Below are 17,229 nucleotides of genomic sequence, written 5' to 3'. Positions count from 1 at the left end.
ACTCCCGGCAGGAGGCCGGTTACGTCGGGCCCACTTGTCCGGGCCGCACGGAGAGTTTCCGGGCTTGGAGCAAAGCCGCCTCCCCCGCGCGTTACACTCCTGCTTAATGGAGGTCGGCTCCACCCTTCAAGACCGTTACGTGCTGCAGGCCCTCCTCGGTGAGGGCGGCAGCGCGAAGGTCTACCGCGCGCTCGACACGCTGCTGGACCGCGAGGTGGCCGTCAAAGTGCTGCACGCGCACCTGATGGACGGGGACCGCGCCCGCTTTCTGCGCGAGGTGCGCACCCTCGCCCGGCTGACCCACCCCGGCGTGGTGCCTGTGCTGGACCTGGGTGAGGTGGAGGTGGGCGGCCTTGCGCGGTCCTTTTTCACCATGCCGCTGCTGACGGGTGGGCCGATCACGGGCCTGGGGCCGCTGGAAGACGCGCCGGGGCCGCTCGCGCAGTTCCTGACGGCGGCGGCCTTTGCGTCCCGGGCGCTGGGCTTCGTTCACGCGCAGGGCATCATCCACCGGGACCTGACGCCCGGGAACATCCTCCTGGACGATGCGGGCCTGCCGCGCATCATGGATTTCGGGTTGGTGGCCCTCAGCGAGTATTCGCGCCATCTCACCCGCAGCGGCGTCACGCTGGGCACGCCCGCCTACATGGCCCCAGAGCAGGCGCGCGGAGTGGGCGTGGGGCCGCGCAGCGACCTCTACGCGCTGGGCGCGGTGCTGTACCGGGTGGCGTGCGGCTCGGCCCCCTTCGTGGGCGACAGCGATCAGAGCGTGCTCTTTCAGCACGTCTACGAGACGCTGCCCGATCCACGGGACCGCAATCCCGCCGTCCCCGACGCTGTGGCCCGGGTGCTGCTCGCGCTGCTGGCGAAAAATCCTGAGGACCGCCCGGAGAGCGGCGGGGCGGCGGCGCACCTGTGGGCCCTGGCGCGGCGCAGCGTGTGGGCCGAGCACGCCCGTGGGCAGTACCGGGGAGGCCGTGCCCGCACCGGCGAGCACCCCGACGGCCCCGCCCGCGCGGAGGGGCTTCAGGAAGTCTGGAGTGTGTCCCTGCCCGGCGAAGTCACCTGGCCCGCCGCCGTGGTGGGCGAGGGGGACCTGATCGCGGTGGGCACCCGGGGCGGGCAGCTGGTGCTGACCCACGCCTCCGGGCGGCCCTACGCCACGTACGCGGCCCGCGACGAGGTGACGGCGCCCGCCACCTTCACGGGCGGGCATGTTCTGTACGGCGCGTGGGACGGCACCCTGCGCCACACCCGCTTGGATGGGCAGGAGTTGTGGCAGCACCGTGCCCGCGCCGAGTTCACGGGTGCGCCCACCGTATGGGGCAAGCACGTCCTCGCGGCCAGCCGCGACGGGCATCTGCACGCGCTGCGGCTGAGTACCGGAGACCTCGCCTGGGCCTACCGCGCCCACGGGCCGCTCGCCGCCTCGCCCCTCGTGTGGGCGGGGGCCGCACTGCTGTGCGACGAGAACGGCTGGCTGCACGCGCTGGATGCCCGGACCGGCGCGCCGCTGTGGAAGGTGGAGGTGGGTACAGTCCACGCCACGCCCGCGCTGCTGCCCACCGCGCCTGGAGAGGCCACCCTGATCATTCCCACCTGGCCGGGCGAAGTTCACGCGCTGGGCCTCACCGCTGCCTCAGGCCGGGCGCAACTTGTCACCCCGGATCCCGCCCTGTGGACCTACGACATCGAGGACGAGATCTGGGCCGCCCCTACCATCACGCGTCAGGCCGTGATTGTCGCGGGCTGGGGCGGCACGGTCCGCGCCCTGCGGGTCAGTGACGGCGAGGACCTGTGGACGCACACCCTCTCGGGCCGCGTAACCGCCAGCCCGGTGGTGAGCGCGGGGCTGGTCTTCCTCGCCTCGGAGACGGGCGAACTGGCGCTGCTGGACGTGGGAACTGGCGCAGTGCGCTGGCAGCGGCAGGAGCGCGAGGGCGTGCAGGCGACGCCCCTGGCCGCCGGTGGAGCGCTGTACGTCGCCTTTATGAACGGCACGCTGCGGGCCTACCGCTCGGCATCTGGCTGAGGCCGGGGATTCTCACCTCGCCCTGACGTTTGCCCTGGAGAGGCGGGCGTAAACTGGAGGGGAGGGAAGAGGCCCACGCTTCCCCCGCCACACTGCCCATCCCAGCGGGGCCTTGACCCCATCCACCACGCGCTCCACGGAGGTCCGCCCATGCCCAGTCTCGGTGCGCCAGAAATTATCGTGATCCTCATCATCGCCCTCGTGGTGTTCGGCCCACGCAAACTGCCCGAACTCGGCAAGAGCCTCGGCGCCGGGATTCGCGAGTTCCGCCGCAGCACGCAGGGCCTCAAGGAGGAGCTGGAAATCGGTCTGCGCGAGCCCACATCCACCCAGCACACGCCGCCGCAGACCATCCTCGCCCAGGCCGTGGTGCCGCCCGTGACCGTCTTGGAAGGCGTGGACACCCCGTCCCAGCCGGTACCCGCGCGCGCTGTCACGCCGCAGGCCACGGCGCCGTCCAGCGATTCTTTCCAGAGCTGAGCCACCTTCCCGGGCCGCTCCTGCCACGTGCGGGGGCGGCCCTCGTCTCTCCGCCCAGCGCGGAATGACACGGGGCTGCTCTGCTGCCGGCCTATGTTGGAAAAGCGCCGGCTCAGACGTCCACCGTCGCCATCCCGTGTTTTCTTATTCCCGCTTCCTTCGGGCGCGTCTTTGACTCACCTTGGCGCATTTGTCCAAATGGCGCCGCGCGTGGAAGGGCCCCCCTCACGGCTCGCCATTCTCCCCAACGGTCATTCAAGTTCGCTCGCCGGGCTCGGTCAAAAAGAAGTCCGCACGTTGACAAATGCTCCAGGGCTTGCGCCTGTGGTATTCGAGTAGCGCGTAGACGAGAAAAAATGGAGGCGGTATCTGCAGATACCGCCTCCACCGCAGGTCAGGTCGCCGTGCGCTCATTCGTCGGCTCCACCCTGGGCAAAGCGGCACTTCAGCGGTCAGAAGCGGTGCAAGCATCCGAAGCGGACGGACGCCCTGCTGCCGGCCCTGTTGCGCGTCCGCTTCGTGTTCAAACGGCCGTATCCCTCGGTGTGGTGGACAACATGTTGAGGGAAGACTGGGGCGGACTTCCCTCCGGCACCCGGGTGTACGCGCGGGGGAATCTACCGGCTGGTCTGGCCCAGCAAGGAAGCTGCCCAAGGGTTCGGTGTCCCGGCAGCCTTCCTCGTACTCCGCATGATCCGGGCCATGCCCTCGGAAAGGAGATCACGCTGCCGCCCAGGGGCAGGAGAGGCAAAGAAGCCCACCCCTCGGCGCAAACGCAAACGGAGGTGGGGCCTTTCTTGTCCACCGGGAGGGAGAGAGGCTGTGGACAGCGGAGCGGTCAAGCGGAAATAGGTGAGTGACACACTTGTCATTCGGGGAGGCTTACCTTTCGGTAATGGCATCGAAACGGGAGGGCGACATCAGGATCATCGACCAAATGATCGCCGTCATGCCAGACGACCCCATTCGTCTCAAAGACTGGCTGGCGCTTCTCCCCGAGGGCATTAAGCCCAAGACCGCCTCCGGTGAAGCCCGCTACCTCGTCAGTGGACGCTTTGCGACCTACCAGTGGGGCGTACCGAGGATGTACGTCATCACCGAGAAAGGGCGGCAACGACGTGCTGAAGTGCGGGCCCAGTTGGCGAAGTAGTTGTCCACACGGGCGGGAAGAGGGTGTGGACAAAATCGGCCGAGCCGGTCAAGACTCGCGCGAATGCCCCTGCGCCTACCGCGAAGACCCCGAAAAGCCCTGCATCTGCGCGTACGCCGAACGCACCCGCTGCGCGGCGAGGCTCCGTGGCCCGCTGCTCAACCGTCTGGACCTCATTGTTCGCGCGCCCAGATTGACGGTAGGCGGACTTTCCCGCGCCCCGCAACCGAGGGGAGTGACCCATGCTCGCCTGACAGGCCGCACGCGACATCGGTCTACCGGGCCGGTCCCTGCGCAAGCATGCGCCCCTCGCCGCTGGTCCCGACGCGTTTCTGCGCGCCGCTGCCCGGCAGCTTCGGCTGACCGGGTGGGGCCTTGACCGCATCTTCCGCGTGGTCCGGAACAGGGCCGATCTGGCAGGCTGCCCGGACATCCGGGAAGCACATCCGGCCGAGGCCGTGACCTGGCGGCCCTGCGGTCTGGCTGATTCAGTCGGTCTTGCTGGACGGTTTTGAACGCTGTTCAAAGTTGAACGGAGACCAGGGAGACGCCGCGTACACTTCCGACACGCTCTTCTCACCCCGTTCCATCTGCACAGGGCCATTGGCCCAGTCCCGCTGCTTCTGGAGGTTTGCCATGACCGCGCCGTCCTACGCTGCTCCCGATCTGCACGCGGATTCGCCCGCCTGGCTCAGCTTCATCTGGCTCGCCTTTGTCCTCAGCCTGTCGCTGATGCTGCTGGGCGTGTACTGCCTGCCGGTGGACGCCTGGATCAAGGGCTACCTGTGTATGGGTACCGTGTTCCTGACCGCCAGCACGCTGACCCTCTCCAAGACGCTGCGCGACCGCCACGAACACGAGCGGATGATCAACCGCGTCCGCAACGCCCGTACCGAGCAGGTGCTGACCCGCTACGGGGACTGAGTGGCGGCGGGGATGCTCTAAACTCCCCCCATGACCCAGACCGTGCCGGTGGCGGCCCAGTCACCGCTCGCCCTGCACCTTTTGGTGCTCGCTGTGCCCCTGTTGCTGCTGGGTACGGCGCTGCTGGAAGGGGGGCCAGGCGGGTGGGCGACGTTGCCCCTCGCCCTGGTGCTCCTGGCCGTGTTCGTGGTGGCTCCGCGCCGCCTGGCTGACGCCCTGACGCCGGCAGGGCAAACAGAAGGGGGACTGGGCGTGCGGACATTCGGAACGCAACTGCCCCCTGCTTGCGCTGGGCAGTTCACTGGTGGGCACCGCGCCTGTGGCCCGGGCCACAGGCGCCGCGTGCGGGCCGCTGCCAGCCGGACAAGAGGCGGTGTGCTGGTGGAGTCGGGCGGCGCCGCGTATTTCCTGACGCCCGCTGATCCCGCCACTTTTTTACAGATCCTGCGCGAACGGAGCGCGGAGGTGAGCGCATGACCCTGATGCCTGATCTCGGCGATCTGCTGCGGCTTCAACCCCAGTTCAACGCGGGAACAGTGGTGGAGGCGCTGCGCTTTTTGGGGACTTCGGAGGTGACGTGGGCGAGCAGTCCGGACGCCGATCATCCGCTGCGCGACGCCCTACCCGCCGCCAGAATCACCGTGCGCGAGCTCAACCTGCCGGACCTGAACGCCGACGCGGATCACGAGCAGTTCGTCTCTTTCCTGGGGCAGTACCCCCAGGGCCGCGAGCGCTTGCGGGCGGCGGCGGGGGCCGAGCGGACATTCACGCAGGTGTTGACAGCCCCCCTCACCCTGCCCCGCGCCCTGTCGGCGGAGGTGCTCGAAGCCGCGCGCACCTACCACGAGGCCGTCCGCACCGCTTTGGACGAGGGACCAGGCACCCGGTGGCGGGAACGGCGACTCGGCGCCCTCGCCTCGGTCCTGAAGCAAACGGAAGGCGTGGTCCTCGTCCCCCTCGACGACCTACCGGACCTGCTGATCCACTTGCCCGCAGCTCGCCTCCCCGATCTCTCCGGCTTTCAGCCCGGCGAAACTTCCCGCCTGCGTGCCCTGGCAGACCGCGCGTGGCAACTGCGCGAGGAAGACGACCCCGGCGCACTCGTGGATGCGCTGGACCGCGAAGCGGGGGACCGCGTAACGCCGAAGGCCGAACTGGACGCAGCGGAAGCGGGGGTCTACCTCGCCGTCGGGAATCTGGAAGGCGCGCGTGCGCTGCTGGAACGGGCAGCGCACGCGCTCACGGACGACATGCCCCGCAGCCTGCCCGGCCTCGTCCTCGCCCGGCTGGGGCAGGTGCGCGACGCATTGGGCGAACGCGAACTGGCGCTGAGAACCTACCGCGCCGTGCTGGCGCTGAGTTACGCTCCGGCCGTGACCCGCGAGACTGCCGAGGCTGGTCTGCAAGAACCCTTCGGCATCGCACCCTGACGGCGACGTCGACTGGCGGTTGACCGCTGGCCACTCCCCCGCATAAGAATTCCGGTTCCTCTGTGGTGAACTTACGGGTCGACCCAGGCGGAGCGAGCAGGAAAAACGGTGATGGAAAGGTGGGGAATGACCAGAGCGCAGGGGACGTAACGGAGAATTTGAAAACCGCATCACCTCTTCAGCAGCCCCGTCAAATTCCGCCGCAGGGCATTGAGCACCGGCGCACTCTTCAGGCACGCCGCCAGCGCCCGCGTCGCCGCGTGTTCACTGCCCTGCATCCCTGCCGCGAGGTGGGCCAGCACCGTGGGGTGCAGCCTTCCGCCCCCGTACAGCGCCTCCGTCATCAGGTCATCCACGGGCAGGCGGCGGTGGAGCTCTCCGTCCGCCGTGACCGTCTCGACCACCGCGCGGCCCCGTTCGTCTGCCACAAGCTGCGCGCGCAGGGGTTGCCCCGCGTGGCGCGAGACCTGCTCGACAGTGGGCAGCAGCGCGTGAACGAGGTTGTGGACCAGGCTCAGCCCCAGCAGGTGCGCGCGGGCCACGTCCGCCTCGCCCTCGCCCAGCAGTTGCGCCAGTCGCCGGGCCAGCCGCTCGCCTTCCGCGCGCAGCAGGGCGTCGGCGTCGTCGGGAAGGCCGGTGAAGGGGGTCATGAAGCGGATGATAGCTGGCGCTCCAAGCAGAAAGGCTCAACGCCCTCTCCCTTTCCCAGGCCGCGCCCGTCGCCTACGGTAGAGGGATGGAAGGCCAGGCAGCGGGACTGTTCGGTGAATTCGAGGTGCTGGTGGGTGAGCTCACCCGGTACCTCGCCACGGGTGTGGAGGCGGCTGCCGGAATTATTGTGGGCGTCGCCGTGGTGGAAGCGCTGTGGCGGTCCCTGGCCCTCTTTTTCGGGCAGCGCGGCACGCCGGAGACGCTTAAGGAAGCCATTCGCCTGCGCCTGGGCCGCTGGCTGTCGGTGGTGTTGGAATTCCTGCTCGCGGCCGACATCCTCCGTACCGCCGTCGCGCCCAACTGGGACGACATCCTCAAGCTGTTCGCCATCGCGGGCATCCGCACGGCGCTGAACTTCTTCCTCCAGCGCGAAGTCCGGGAAGCCGAGGGGCAGCGGGCCGATGCGAAAATTACGGCCCATCTGGACCGGTCAGAGTGACAAGGATTCGGCCTCATCAGTGATGAAATCACTGATGAAGCCGAGCGGAGCGGGCAGGAAAAACGGTGACGCAGAGGCATGCAATCCCCAAAGCGGAGCGGAAGGAACGGATGGTCCGGAAACGGTACGAAAGGGCGTTTCGGGTCTTTTGCCCCTCTTCCCCGTGGGCCGGCACGGCGGCGCAGCAGACGTGTAGCGCGCTGCAGGGAAGAGGGCCCCGCGGAGCGACGGGTACATCCCGAAGGGAAGGCCGAGGAGACCTCCCCGCAGTCTCCGCCCACCCCAGCCCCCTTCTAGCCTTAAAAGACCTTTCAACGTGAATTCGGTTAATCTCATCGGGTATGAACATCATCGGTCAAGTCACCGTCCTGCCCCAACTGCCGGACGCCATCGCTCGGCTGTCGGAACTCGCCTACAACCTCTACTGGTCCTGGACCCCGCGCGCACAGGCCCTGTACCAGGAGCTGGACCCGTCAAATTGGGAGCGCTTCCAGCACAACCCCGTGCGCCTGCTGCTGGAAGTGCCGCAACAGAGGCTGGAGGCAGCAGCTGCGGACGCCGATTACCTGGACCGCTACCGCGGCGTCATGGCCGACTTCGACGCCTACATGGGCAAGAAGGACACCTGGATCAGCAAGAACGCCGCTGAGCTGGCTCCCGTCGCCTACTTCTCGATGGAGTACGCCTTCCACGAATCGCTGCCCATCTACAGTGGCGGCCTGGGCGTCCTGGCGGGCGACCACTGCAAGAGCGCCTCGGACCTTGGGCTGCCCTTCACCGCCGTCGGAATGCTGTTTCACCAGGGCTACTTCCGGCAGCTGTTCAACAAGGAAGGCTGGCAGGAGGAAGCCTACGACGAGCTGGACCTGACCACCCTGCCCATCAAGCCCGCGCTGACTCCGGCAGGCGAGGAGGCGCGCGTAAAGGTGCGGATCGGGGAGCGCGACGTTCACCTGCGCGTTTGGAGTCTCACGGTGGGCCGTATCCGCGTGTTGCTGCTCGACGCCAACGTGCCCGAGAACAGCGAGGAGGACCGCAGACTCACCGCGCGGCTGTACGGCGGCAACCAGGAACTGCGCATTCAGCAGTACGTGCTGCTGGGCGTGGGCGGCGTCCGCGCGCTGCGGGCGCTCGACGTGCCCGCGCAGGTCTACCACATGAACGAGGGCCACGCCGCGTTCCTGGGGCTGGAGCGGGTACGCGAGGCGGTAGAGACGGGCCTGGACTTCCGCACCGCGTCCGAGGCCGTGGCGAGCAGCAGCCTCTTTACCACCCATACGCCCGTTCCGGCGGGCAACGACGCCTTTTCCTACGAGCTGATGGACCGCTACCTGGGCAAGTGGCCGGGGCTGCTCAACGCCTCCCGCGAGGAACTGTATGGGCTGGCCCGCCATGACCAGCTCTGGGACGGCCACTGGGTGCCCACCTTTTCCATGACGGTGTTCGCGCTGCGCATGAGCCGCATGGCGAACGGCGTGTCCGAACTGCACGGCGAGGTGTCGCGCGACATGTGGAAGTTCCTGTACGAGGGCGCCGAGGCGCGCGAGGTGCCCATCGGCCACGTGACGAACGGAGCGCACAACCTCACCTTCACCTCGCAGGCGATGCGGGATCTGCTGTCCACCGTCCTGCCCACCGACTGGACCGAGCGGCTGGAAGACGGGGAAATGTGGAAGGGCGTGGAGGAACTCAGCGACGCCCAACTTGCCGACGTACAGCTCAACATGAAGCGCGAGATGATCTCGTTTGTGCGGGGCCGCCTGCGCGAGCAGCTCACCCGCAACGGGGCCACCGCCGCGGAACTCGCTGCCCTGGGCGAGGTGCTGTCCGAGAACGCGCTGACCATCGGCTTTGCCCGGCGCTTCGCCACCTACAAGCGTGCGACGCTGCTCTTCCGCGACAAGGCCCGCCTCAGCCGCATTGTCAACGATCCGCAGCGGCCGGTGCAGTTCGTGTTTGCGGGCAAGGCGCACCCTGCCGACAACCCCGGTAAGTCGTTTATCCAGGAAATCTACCGCGTCTCCCAGGAACCCGAGTTCCGGGGCAAGATCGTCATCCTCGAAAACTACGACATGAACGTGGCCCGCCACCTCGTGCAGGGCGTGGACATCTGGCTGAACAACCCGCGCCGTCCATTGGAAGCGTCGGGCACCAGCGGCATGAAGGCCAGCTTCAACGGCTCACCCAACTTCTCGGTGCTCGACGGCTGGTGGCGCGAGGGGTATGACGGTACCAACGGCTGGCCCATTGGCGAGGAGCGCGAGTACGCCGATCTGAACGTGCAGGACGACGCCGACGCCTACAGCCTGTACCAGACGCTCGAAACCCAGATCGTGCCCCTGTACTACGCGCCCCCGCAGCCTGACGCCGAGGGCCGGGGCGGCTGGCGGCAGACCGTGCGCCTCACCATCGAGACGGTGAGCCCGCGCTTTTCCATGCAGCGCCAGGTCATCGACTATGTGCGTGGGTACTACCTGCCCCTGACCAGGCGCGGCGCGGCGATCAGCGCCAATGGGGCCCAGCGGGCGCGCGAGATTGCCGGGTGGAAATCCTGGGTGCGCCAGCAGTGGCCGCACACCACCCTCACGGCGTCTGCCAACCTGCCCTCCACCGCCAGGCCGGGGCAGAAGGTGGAGGTGCGCGCCACCGTGAACCCCGCGGGCATCAAGCCGGAGGAGTTGCGCGTGGAGGCGGTCCTCAAGCGCGGCGACGACATCACCCGGGTGCCCCTCACCGCCCAGGGCGAGGGCCAGTACAGCGCCCAGGTGCCCCTGGACGGCAGCGGCCTGTACTCCGTGGGCGTGCGGATGCTGCCGGTGATTGAGGGGCTGAGCAATGACCTGGAGGCGGGCTTGATTCGCTGGGCGTAAGCAGGCGGGAGAACAGGAGAGGACCGCCCGGTACCGGGCGGTCCTCTCCTGGTGGCGGCTTACTGGTAGGTGGCCGTCTTCACCCCGTTGACCACGTTCAACTTGAGGTACATGCCGTTTTGCGCGTGCTTGCCGACCCGGCACAGGATGAAGTACGTGCCAGGTCGGTTGGCGACAAAGGTGGCGGGGGCGGCCGCCGAGGTGCCCGGGGCCGTCACCGTCGTCGCCGCATTTGGAAAGGCCAGCCGCGCCGTGAAGGGATTGGCGGGGAGGGCAGTTCCGGCCACCACCGCGAAGTCGTGGGGCATCTTGCCCGCGTTGCTCAGGCTGACCTCCACGGTCCAGCCCAAGGGCACGGTGAGGGTTTTCTCGCCCTTGGCGTCACCGTTGTAGTTCAGGCCGTTGTTGTGCGTCCCGTGCCCCGCCACGAAACCCACCTTCACGGTCTTGGAAGCGGCGTTCGCCGTGATGGTGGGGGCCTGCGACATTTGCTCTGTCGAGGACCCCTGGGCCAGGGCGGGGGTGGCGGAGGTGATCAGGACAGCGGCGAGCATGAATCGTTTCATGGAGTTCTCCTGGCAAAGGGCATGGCACGTCTTGCGCGCCACGAAGCGAATTGGGGAAAGGCCACCCGGGTTGTGTAGCCGAAAACGTCCTGCCCGCACCGTAGCAGCCTCGTTTTGGTGATGGAATGCCCGAAGAGGACGGCGGCATGTCTTTTTCCCCCGGTTTCGCAGCGCCGCCCGTACCCGGGGGCCATGATCGTTCACTTCCCGCGGAGCCCGGGACCGTGCCAGGCGCAGGGGGCAATACGTGCATGCCAGCTTGGAGCGGGACGGCCATATCCACTGCTCCCGGCCCAGCGTAGACCAGGGCCGCTCGCCGTCGCCCACTTTGTCGGAGAGCTGGGCCTGGCGATGCCCGTCATTGATCCTGGCGCGCTCCAGGCGGAGGTGCGGTATGGGGAAAGCGGGGAGGGCAGCGCCCGCTTTCCCCACGTCTACTTTCCCCATGTCTACGGCCCGGTAAATCTGGATGCGGCGATGGAGGTTCTCGGTGTCGTGCCCAGGGCGCACGAAACCTTTCGCCTGCCCTGGGGGCTGACCTGCCGCCCGCCTGTCTTGAAGGCTGGGCGGCATAATGCCCCCCGTGCGCCGCCTTCCATCCCTGCCGCCCATTCCGGGCCTGCTGCTGTCGATGCTCAGCATTCAGGGCGGTGCGGCCTTTGCCAAGACGCTGTTTCCCACCCTGGGGGCAGCGGGGACCACAGCCGTGCGCGTCACGCTGGCTGCCGCACTGCTGCACCTGATTTTCCGTCCGTCTCTGCAGTCGCTGAGCCGCGAAGCCTGGCGCGCGGTGCTCCCCTATGGTGCGGCGCTGGGCATCATGAACCTGACCTTCTACCTGTCGTTGACGCGGCTGCCGCTGGGGCTGGCCGTCACGCTGGAATTCGTGGGGCCGCTGGTGCTGTCGCTGGTCCTTTCTCGCCGCGTGCAGGACCTGCTGTGGGTGGGACTCGCGGCGCTGGGCATCGTGCTCATCACGCCGCACCAGGGGGGCACGCACCTCGACCCGCTCGGCGCGGTGCTGGCGCTGACAGCCGGAGCGCTGTGGGCGCTGTACATCCTGGCGGGCGGAGCGGTGGCGAGGCGGGTGCCGGGCGTAACGGGCGTGGTGGCGGGCGTGACCGTCGCCGCCGCCGTGACCCTGCCCTTCGGCCTCGTGCAGGCGGGGGAGAAGATGCTCGCGCCCTCCTCACTGCTGGCAGGCCTGCTGGTGGCGGTCTTTTCCAGCGCCCTGCCCTACAGCCTGGAAATGGCGGCCCTGCGTGCGCTCCCCGCCCGCGTCTTCGGCGTGCTGATGAGCCTGGAACCGGCCCTCGCGGCCCTGAGCGGCCTGCTGTTCCTGCGCGAGCGCCTCACCCCCCTGCAGGTCGTGGCGATGGGATGCGTGATCGCGGCGAGTGCGGGCATCAGCCTGGGCGGTCAGCGCCCGGTAACGGAGGGCGAGCCGGCGAACTGAGCCGGCTCCTCCGGCGTCAGCCGGGTCCCTGCTCTTGGGGGCCCGGCCCGGGTCCCTCCTGAAGGGGCAGGGTGAAGTGAAAGGTGCTGCCCTCACCCGGGACCGACTCCACCCAGATGTGCCCGCCATGGCGCTCCACCACCTGCTGGCAGATGGACAGGCCCATGCCCGTGCCGCCGTACTCGTCCTGTCCGTGCAGGCGGTGAAAGACGCGGAAGATGCGCTCGAAGTAACGTTCCTCGATGCCGATGCCGTTGTCGCGGACCGAGAGGTGCCAGCCCCCGTTGTCTCGCCGGGCCATCACCGCCACGCGCGGGGGTACGCCGGAACGGCAGAATTTCAGCGCGTTGCCCAGGAGGTTTTGCAGCAGTTGCGCGAGCTGGTTGCGGTCCCCGCGCACCGTGGGCAGATTCTGGAACGTTACCGTGCCCTCCAGCGCCGTCAGGGAGGCTTCCAGGGTCTGCACCACATCGCCTGTCAGGTCCTGCAGATCCACCCGTGAGAGCCGCTGCTCGCCCGAACGCACCCGCGAGAAGCTGAGCAGGTCCTGCACCAGATCCTTCATGCGTTTGGCCCCGTCCACGATGGTGGTGATGTACGTCTCGGCCCGCGCATCAAGCTGACCCCGGTAGCGCTTTTCGAGCAGCTCGGTGTACGAGGCGATGGTCCGCAGCGGCTCTTGCAGGTCGTGGGAAGCGACGTAGGCAAACTGCTCCAGGTCGCGGTTCGAGCGCAGCAGGGCCTCGGTGCGCCGGGCCAGCGCCGCGCGTTCGGCCTCCAGCGCCTGCACCGCGCCCGCACGTTCCAGGGCCATGCTCAGGGCGCGCACCGCCGTTTCCAGCAGTTCGCGGTCCGCCATCGTCCACACTCGGGCGCGGTGCAGCCCCACCGTCAGCACGCCCCGCACCTCGCCCTCCACCACCACGGGCAGCGCCGCCATGGCCCCGATCTCGTCCAGCGGGTCCCCTGTTTTTTCACCGAAGCCTGGTGCGTGGCGGTTCCGGTACAGGGGCGTGCGGGCGGCGTAAGGCCAGTCGAGCGTCTCGCTGCGGTCGCGCGGTTGCCCGGACCTCAGCGCGTCCAGCAGGTCCGGGGAGCCGAAGTCGCCCCGCCAGGCCCGCAGCTGCCACAGCGCGTCTCCCGGCTCGAAATAGGTGCTCACGCCGTCCGGCAGCAGCGACAGGATAATGTCCTGCGCCCGCTCGATCAGCCGCAGCGGATCCCGTTCCAGCGTCAGGTCACGTGAGAGTTCGGCAAAGCCTTCCAGAGCCCGCGTCCGGGCGGCGAGTTCCGCGTTCTGTGCCGCGAGCTGCCGCGCCACCTGGGCCCGTTCCAGCGCGAGGTTCAGGCCGCGGCCCACCGCCCGGAACAGCGCCCGGTCGCGCACGCTCCATTCCGCGGTGTCGTGCCGCTGCAGCGTCAGGATGCCGACGGGCCCGCCGCCCAGCAGGAGGGGCGCGCTGCCCGACACGCTGACCGGCCCGCCGTTTGGGGCCGTCGTTCGGTGGTTCCCGAGAACACCCGCCTCCTCCCGGCTCCCTTCCGACCCGTGCTTCAGGAAGGTGGTTTCGCCGTTGCCCAGCGCCGCCGCGATGAGGGGATGCCCCTCCGGCAGGCCCAACCGCAGCTGCGCCACCTCCTCGGGCGAGAGGTTCGGGGTCCAGGCACGCGCCCTCCACAGCGCGGCGGCGGGTTCGTGATACGCGCCGCTGCTGCCGGGAAAACGCAAGCACAGCAGTTCCAGCGCTTTGCCAGCCAGTGTGGGCACGTCCGTCTCGCTGCCGACGAGCTCGGTGTAGGCGGCAAAGGCGTCGAGCGCCAGCGTCTGTGCCTGCAGTTCCTCCGCGGCCTGGGCGCGCTCCAACGCGAGGCTCAGGGTTGAGGCTGCGCGGCGCATCAGGTCGCGCTGCCCGCCGTTCCAGGGGGCTCCCGGCGGCCGCCACGCCACCGCGAAGCCCAGCAACGTGCGGCTTGGCGTCAGGATCGGCTCGGCGGCGCAGGCCAGGTGCGGAAAGGTCGCCACGGCCGTCGGCACCCCGTGGTAATCGCCGAGGTACAGGGCCGAGCGTGTCCGGGCGACATGCTGCAGGACGGGGGTCTCGGCCAGGGTCAGGCCCGGACGGGTCATGAAGTTCAAGATCACCTCGGGCAGGTCGCCCCAGAAGGTGAGCACCTCCACGGCGTCGCCGCGCAGCCGCACGATCAGCATGCTGCTGGCGCGTAAGGCCGGCCCCAGGCGGTCCAGCGCCAGCGCCGCCACGTCTTCGGGCGAAGCCGCGCGTTGCAGCGCGTCGCCCAGACCCGCCAGCACCTCGGCCCGTTCGCGCTCGGCCGTCAGCTGGGCCGTTCGTTCGGCCACCCGCGCTTCCAGATCGGTGTGCAGGTCGCGCCAGTGGCTCTCGGTGGCCCGGCGACCCGTCATGTCCAGCACGTAGGCCACCACCTCGTCGCTCCCCGGTTGTAGGCGCGCCAGGCCGATTAAGACGGGCCTGCGTACGCCTCCGGCCAGGAGGTACTCCTTCTCGTAGGGCCCGCTGTGCCCCCGCTCCAGCGCCTGTGCCACCGCCCGCTCGTCGGCGCTGCGCCACTCAGGCGGCGTCAGGGCCTGCCAGTTCACCCGCCCGGCCCCGAAGTCGGCGCGGCTCGCCCCGATCAGCCGCAGGTAGGCGTCGTTCGCGTAGGGCAGGGAGCCGTCGGGCCGCCCCACCACCACGCCGATGGGATTGGCCTCCGCCAGTTGCCGGAAGAGGGCGGCCTCCGCCTGCGCGAGGTTGGGCACGGCTGGCAGGGGGAGGGCCTGTCCCAACCACGCCTGCCCTCCGGCCTCCACCGACAGCGGCTGAAGGTTGACGCCAAGCGTGTGCCAGGTGCCCTCGCCGTCGGTCAGGCGCACTGTGACGGTTCCGGGTGACCCTGCGGGTGGCGCGGCAAGCCATTCGCGGTCCTGCTTATGGACCGCCGCGGTCAGCCCGTTGCCCAGCAACGCTTTGCCGCTGCGTCCGGTCAGCGCCTCCAGCCGTGCATTGACCAGCGTGATGCCCCGCCCCGGTTCCGCCACCCAGGCAGGATGCGGCAGTGCGTCCAGCAGGGAACGCCAGAGGCGCTCCTGGAAGGGCGGCAGGCCAGGCGACGACACAGGGCCATGTTAACCACTCCTTCACATGGATGTGCGCCCACCTGCCTGCAACGTGCCTACGCCAGCACCGGCACGAAATGTTCCACCGTCGGAAAGGGATCGTAGAAGTGGTGCAGCAGTGAGCGCCACTCCCCGTACTGGGCACTCCGCCGAAAGCCCATGGTGTGCGCCTCCAGCGTCTCCCACCACACCAGCAGCGCGTACTTGTGGCTGTCTTCCAGACACTTTTGCAACTCGTGCCGCACGTACCCCGGCATCGACGAGATGATGCGCTGCGCCTGCGCGAAGGCCGCCTCGAAGTCGGTGGTCTGCCCGGAACGGACGTTGAGCATGGCAATTTCCAGAATCATGCGCTCAGCCTCGCCCACCTCGCAAAAAGAAGCCGGGCCATGCATAGCCCGGCTTTCCGCCCCCCTGCGCTTCGGCCTTTCGCCCTCTGCCCTACACCGTCGTTTCCGTCTCGATACGGCTCTTGCCCGCCCCCGCCACGATCTGGTTGATTGCGTGCAGCCAGGCGCGCGCGCTGGCCTCCACCACGTCGGTCGCTAGGCCGATGCCCATGATTGTCATGCCGCCGTAGCGCACACCCGCGCTGACCTCGCCCAACGCCTCGTTGCCGCGCGTCACGCTCTGAAGGCGGTAGGTCTCCAGCTCGGGCGTGATGCCGGTGGCTTGCGAGATGGCGTTCATGGCGGCGGCCACCGGGCCGTCTCCCGTCGAGGCGGCTTCGCGCAGGCCGTCCGGCGTTTCCAGGCGCACGGTCGCCGTGGGGGTGACGTGGGTGCCGCTCAGCACCTGCAGGCTGCCCAGGTGGAAGGTCTGGGCGATCTCGGCCCCGGCCTCCACGAGCGCGCGCAGGTCGTCGGCGTAAATCTGGCCCTTGCGGTCGGCCAGTTCCTTGAAGCGGGTAAACAGCACGTTGATGGCCTCGTCGTTCAGGCCAAAGTCGTTCTGCCCGTCGGTCACGTAGCCCAGGTCGGAGAGCGCCTTGCGGAAGGCCGCCCGTCCGCTGTGCTTGCCCATCACCATCACGGCGGCCTCGCGGCCCACCAGCTCGGCATTCATGATCTCGTAGGTTTCCTTGTGCTTCAGCACGCCGTCTTGGTGAATCCCGCTCTCGTGCGCGAAGGCGTTCTCGCCCACGATGGCCTTGTTGGGCTGCACCGGCATGCCCGTCAGGCGCGAAACCATCCTGGAAACGCGGTTGATCTCGCGGGTGTTGATCCCCGTCTGGGCCTGGTAGTGGTCGCGGCGGGTGTGGATCGCCATGACCACCTCTTCCAGCGAGGTGTTGCCCGCCCGCTCACCGATCCCGTTGACCGTACATTCGATCTGGGTGGCTCCGTTTTCCACGGCCGCGAGCGAGTTTGCCGTTGCCATGCCCAAGTCGTCGTGGCAGTGGGTGGAGATGGCGACGTTGCGGCCCTGCACAATCTCGTCCCGCACCCGGGCGATCAGCGCCCCGTACTCCTGCGGCGTACCGTAGCCCACCGTGTCGGGAATGTTGATGACCGTCGCGCCCGCCTCAATGGCCTCCCGGTACAGCCGGATCACAAAGTCGAAGTCGGCGCGCATCACGTCCTGCCCGCTGAATTCCACGTCATCGGTGTACTGGCGGGCCAGCCGCACCGCCTGCACGCTGGATTCAATGACCTGCTCGGGCGTCTTGCGCAGCATGTGCTCGATCTGCACCTTGCTCGCGGACGTGAAGACGTGGATGCGCGAGCGGGCGGCGGCCTCCAGCGCCTTCGCCGCCCGCTCGATGTCCGCCCGCGCCGTGCGGGCAAGCCCGCAGATCACAGGGCCACGGACTTCACGGGAGATGCGCGAGACGCACTCGAAGTCGCCGTCAGAAGTGATCGGAAACCCCGCCTCAATGACGTCCACACCCAGTCGGGCCAGCTGGTGCGCGATTTCCAGCTTCTGCGCGTGGTTCAGGGCCACACCGGGCGATTGCTCGCCGTCGCGCAGGGTGGTATCGAAAATGTGGATGCGGCGCGGGTCAGTGCTGGTGGGCTGGGTCATGATCGTCTCC

At 68.5% G+C, this 17,229-nt stretch carries 16 protein-coding genes; 11 read left to right on the top strand and 5 right to left on the bottom strand.

Translation table 11 applies throughout. From position 1 onward, the window contains the following. The first annotated feature begins 106 nt into the window (after window positions 1–106). The 8 genes from B9A95_RS24250 to B9A95_RS24225 all read left to right on the top strand — a co-directional run bounded on the left by B9A95_RS24250 (window position 107) and on the right by B9A95_RS24225 (window position 6,016). Entirely contained in the window at window positions 107–2,032 is a 1,926-nt protein-coding gene (locus tag B9A95_RS24250; protein WP_084049613.1) for a protein kinase domain-containing protein, read from the top strand. Between the two features lie 150 nt (window positions 2,033–2,182). After that, the gene (gene tatA, locus B9A95_RS24245) at window positions 2,183–2,512 is read left to right on the top strand and encodes a twin-arginine translocase TatA/TatE family subunit (protein WP_084049612.1); all 330 of its coding nucleotides are present in this window, start codon (window positions 2,183–2,185) and stop codon (window positions 2,510–2,512) included. An 895-nt stretch (window positions 2,513–3,407) separates the two neighbouring features. Then, on the top strand, window positions 3,408–3,662 hold the full coding sequence (locus tag B9A95_RS35700; RefSeq protein ID WP_245808466.1) for a hypothetical protein: 255 nt from the start codon (window positions 3,408–3,410) through the stop codon (window positions 3,660–3,662). Continuing rightward, a complete protein-coding gene (locus tag B9A95_RS35695; protein ID WP_342744609.1) occupies window positions 3,559–4,041 on the top strand; it encodes an ATP-binding protein in 483 nt (160 codons plus the stop codon). The genes B9A95_RS35700 and B9A95_RS35695 overlap by 104 nt, the downstream gene beginning before the upstream one ends. Continuing rightward, entirely contained in the window at window positions 3,932–4,177 is a 246-nt protein-coding gene (locus B9A95_RS35690; protein WP_342744625.1) for a magnesium chelatase subunit ChlI family protein, read from the top strand. The genes B9A95_RS35695 and B9A95_RS35690 overlap by 110 nt, the downstream gene beginning before the upstream one ends. A gap of 121 nt (window positions 4,178–4,298) precedes the next feature. Then, window positions 4,299–4,586 carry a YiaA/YiaB family inner membrane protein gene (locus B9A95_RS24235; protein WP_084049611.1) on the top strand — a complete coding sequence of 96 codons (288 nt, stop codon included), beginning with the start codon at window positions 4,299–4,301 and terminating at the stop codon, window positions 4,584–4,586. A gap of 30 nt (window positions 4,587–4,616) precedes the next feature. Then, window positions 4,617–5,063 carry a hypothetical protein gene (locus B9A95_RS24230; protein WP_084049610.1) on the top strand — a complete coding sequence of 149 codons (447 nt, stop codon included), beginning with the start codon at window positions 4,617–4,619 and terminating at the stop codon, window positions 5,061–5,063. After that, window positions 5,060–6,016, top strand: a complete 957-nt coding sequence (locus tag B9A95_RS24225) for a hypothetical protein (RefSeq protein WP_084049609.1) — start codon at window positions 5,060–5,062, stop codon at window positions 6,014–6,016. The genes B9A95_RS24230 and B9A95_RS24225 overlap by 4 nt, the downstream gene beginning before the upstream one ends. Window positions 6,017–6,186: 170 nt before the next feature. Here the strand turns inward: B9A95_RS24225 and B9A95_RS24220 are convergent, their stop codons facing one another. Next, the gene (locus tag B9A95_RS24220) at window positions 6,187–6,666 is read right to left on the bottom strand and encodes a hypothetical protein (protein WP_084049608.1); all 480 of its coding nucleotides are present in this window, start codon (window positions 6,664–6,666) and stop codon (window positions 6,187–6,189) included. A gap of 86 nt (window positions 6,667–6,752) precedes the next feature. Here B9A95_RS24220 and B9A95_RS24215 point away from each other — a divergent pair, with 86 nt between their 5' ends. After that, on the top strand, window positions 6,753–7,166 hold the full coding sequence (locus tag B9A95_RS24215; protein ID WP_084049607.1) for a DUF1622 domain-containing protein: 414 nt from the start codon (window positions 6,753–6,755) through the stop codon (window positions 7,164–7,166). A 341-nt stretch (window positions 7,167–7,507) separates the two neighbouring features. Next, window positions 7,508–10,036 carry an alpha-glucan family phosphorylase gene (gene glgP, locus B9A95_RS24210; protein ID WP_084049606.1) on the top strand — a complete coding sequence of 843 codons (2,529 nt, stop codon included), beginning with the start codon at window positions 7,508–7,510 and terminating at the stop codon, window positions 10,034–10,036. A 59-nt stretch (window positions 10,037–10,095) separates the two neighbouring features. Here the strand turns inward: glgP and B9A95_RS34120 are convergent, their stop codons facing one another. Continuing rightward, entirely contained in the window at window positions 10,096–10,602 is a 507-nt protein-coding gene (locus B9A95_RS34120; protein ID WP_170928764.1) for a sulfocyanin-like copper-binding protein, read from the bottom strand. A 574-nt stretch (window positions 10,603–11,176) separates the two neighbouring features. Between B9A95_RS34120 and B9A95_RS24200 the strand changes: the two genes are divergently transcribed. After that, window positions 11,177–12,058: an EamA family transporter gene (locus B9A95_RS24200; RefSeq protein ID WP_084049605.1), complete on the top strand. Its 882-nt coding sequence runs from the start codon at window positions 11,177–11,179 to the stop codon at window positions 12,056–12,058. Between the two features lie 16 nt (window positions 12,059–12,074). Here B9A95_RS24200 and B9A95_RS24195 read toward each other — a convergent pair whose 3' ends face one another. The 3 genes from B9A95_RS24195 to B9A95_RS24185 form a co-directional block, all read right to left on the bottom strand. Further along, window positions 12,075–15,194: a PAS domain-containing sensor histidine kinase gene (locus B9A95_RS24195; RefSeq protein WP_084049604.1), complete on the bottom strand. Its 3,120-nt coding sequence runs from the start codon at window positions 15,192–15,194 to the stop codon at window positions 12,075–12,077. Window positions 15,195–15,250: 56 nt separating this feature from the next. Then, a complete protein-coding gene (locus tag B9A95_RS24190; protein ID WP_084050946.1) occupies window positions 15,251–15,544 on the bottom strand; it encodes an antibiotic biosynthesis monooxygenase family protein in 294 nt (97 codons plus the stop codon). A gap of 91 nt (window positions 15,545–15,635) precedes the next feature. Continuing rightward, window positions 15,636–17,219, bottom strand: coding sequence for a 2-isopropylmalate synthase (locus tag B9A95_RS24185; protein WP_084049603.1), 1,584 nt, complete (start codon window positions 17,217–17,219; stop codon window positions 15,636–15,638). Window positions 17,220–17,229: the final 10 nt, after the last annotated feature.

Origin of the sequence: Deinococcus hopiensis KR-140 (assembly GCF_900176165.1) — a bacterium.
Taxonomy (GTDB): Bacteria; Deinococcota; Deinococci; order Deinococcales; family Deinococcaceae; genus Deinococcus; species Deinococcus hopiensis.
This window is presented reverse-complemented; position numbering and strand designations above follow the sequence as displayed.

Bases quoted from the DNA above. Each gene is read 5' to 3' on its own strand.
- tatA (WP_084049612.1), top strand. From the start codon at position 2,183: ATGCCCAGTCTCGGTGCGCCAGAAATTATCGTGATCCTCATCATCGCC.
- glgP (WP_084049606.1), top strand. From the start codon at position 7,508: ATGAACATCATCGGTCAAGTCACCGTCCTGCCCCAACTGCCGGACGCC.
- B9A95_RS24200 (WP_084049605.1), top strand. From the start codon at position 11,177: ATGCCCCCCGTGCGCCGCCTTCCATCCCTGCCGCCCATTCCGGGCCTG.
- B9A95_RS24215 (WP_084049607.1), top strand. From the start codon at position 6,753: ATGGAAGGCCAGGCAGCGGGACTGTTCGGTGAATTCGAGGTGCTGGTG.
- B9A95_RS24230 (WP_084049610.1), top strand. From the start codon at position 4,617: ATGACCCAGACCGTGCCGGTGGCGGCCCAGTCACCGCTCGCCCTGCAC.
- B9A95_RS24225 (WP_084049609.1), top strand. From the start codon at position 5,060: ATGACCCTGATGCCTGATCTCGGCGATCTGCTGCGGCTTCAACCCCAG.
- B9A95_RS24220 (WP_084049608.1), bottom strand. From the start codon at position 6,666: ATGACCCCCTTCACCGGCCTTCCCGACGACGCCGACGCCCTGCTGCGC.
- B9A95_RS24190 (WP_084050946.1), bottom strand. From the start codon at position 15,544: ATGATTCTGGAAATTGCCATGCTCAACGTCCGTTCCGGGCAGACCACC.
- B9A95_RS35700 (WP_245808466.1), top strand. From the start codon at position 3,408: ATGGCATCGAAACGGGAGGGCGACATCAGGATCATCGACCAAATGATC.
- B9A95_RS24250 (WP_084049613.1), top strand. From the start codon at position 107: ATGGAGGTCGGCTCCACCCTTCAAGACCGTTACGTGCTGCAGGCCCTC.
- B9A95_RS34120 (WP_170928764.1), bottom strand. From the start codon at position 10,602: ATGAAACGATTCATGCTCGCCGCTGTCCTGATCACCTCCGCCACCCCC.
- B9A95_RS24185 (WP_084049603.1), bottom strand. From the start codon at position 17,219: ATGACCCAGCCCACCAGCACTGACCCGCGCCGCATCCACATTTTCGAT.
- B9A95_RS24235 (WP_084049611.1), top strand. From the start codon at position 4,299: ATGACCGCGCCGTCCTACGCTGCTCCCGATCTGCACGCGGATTCGCCC.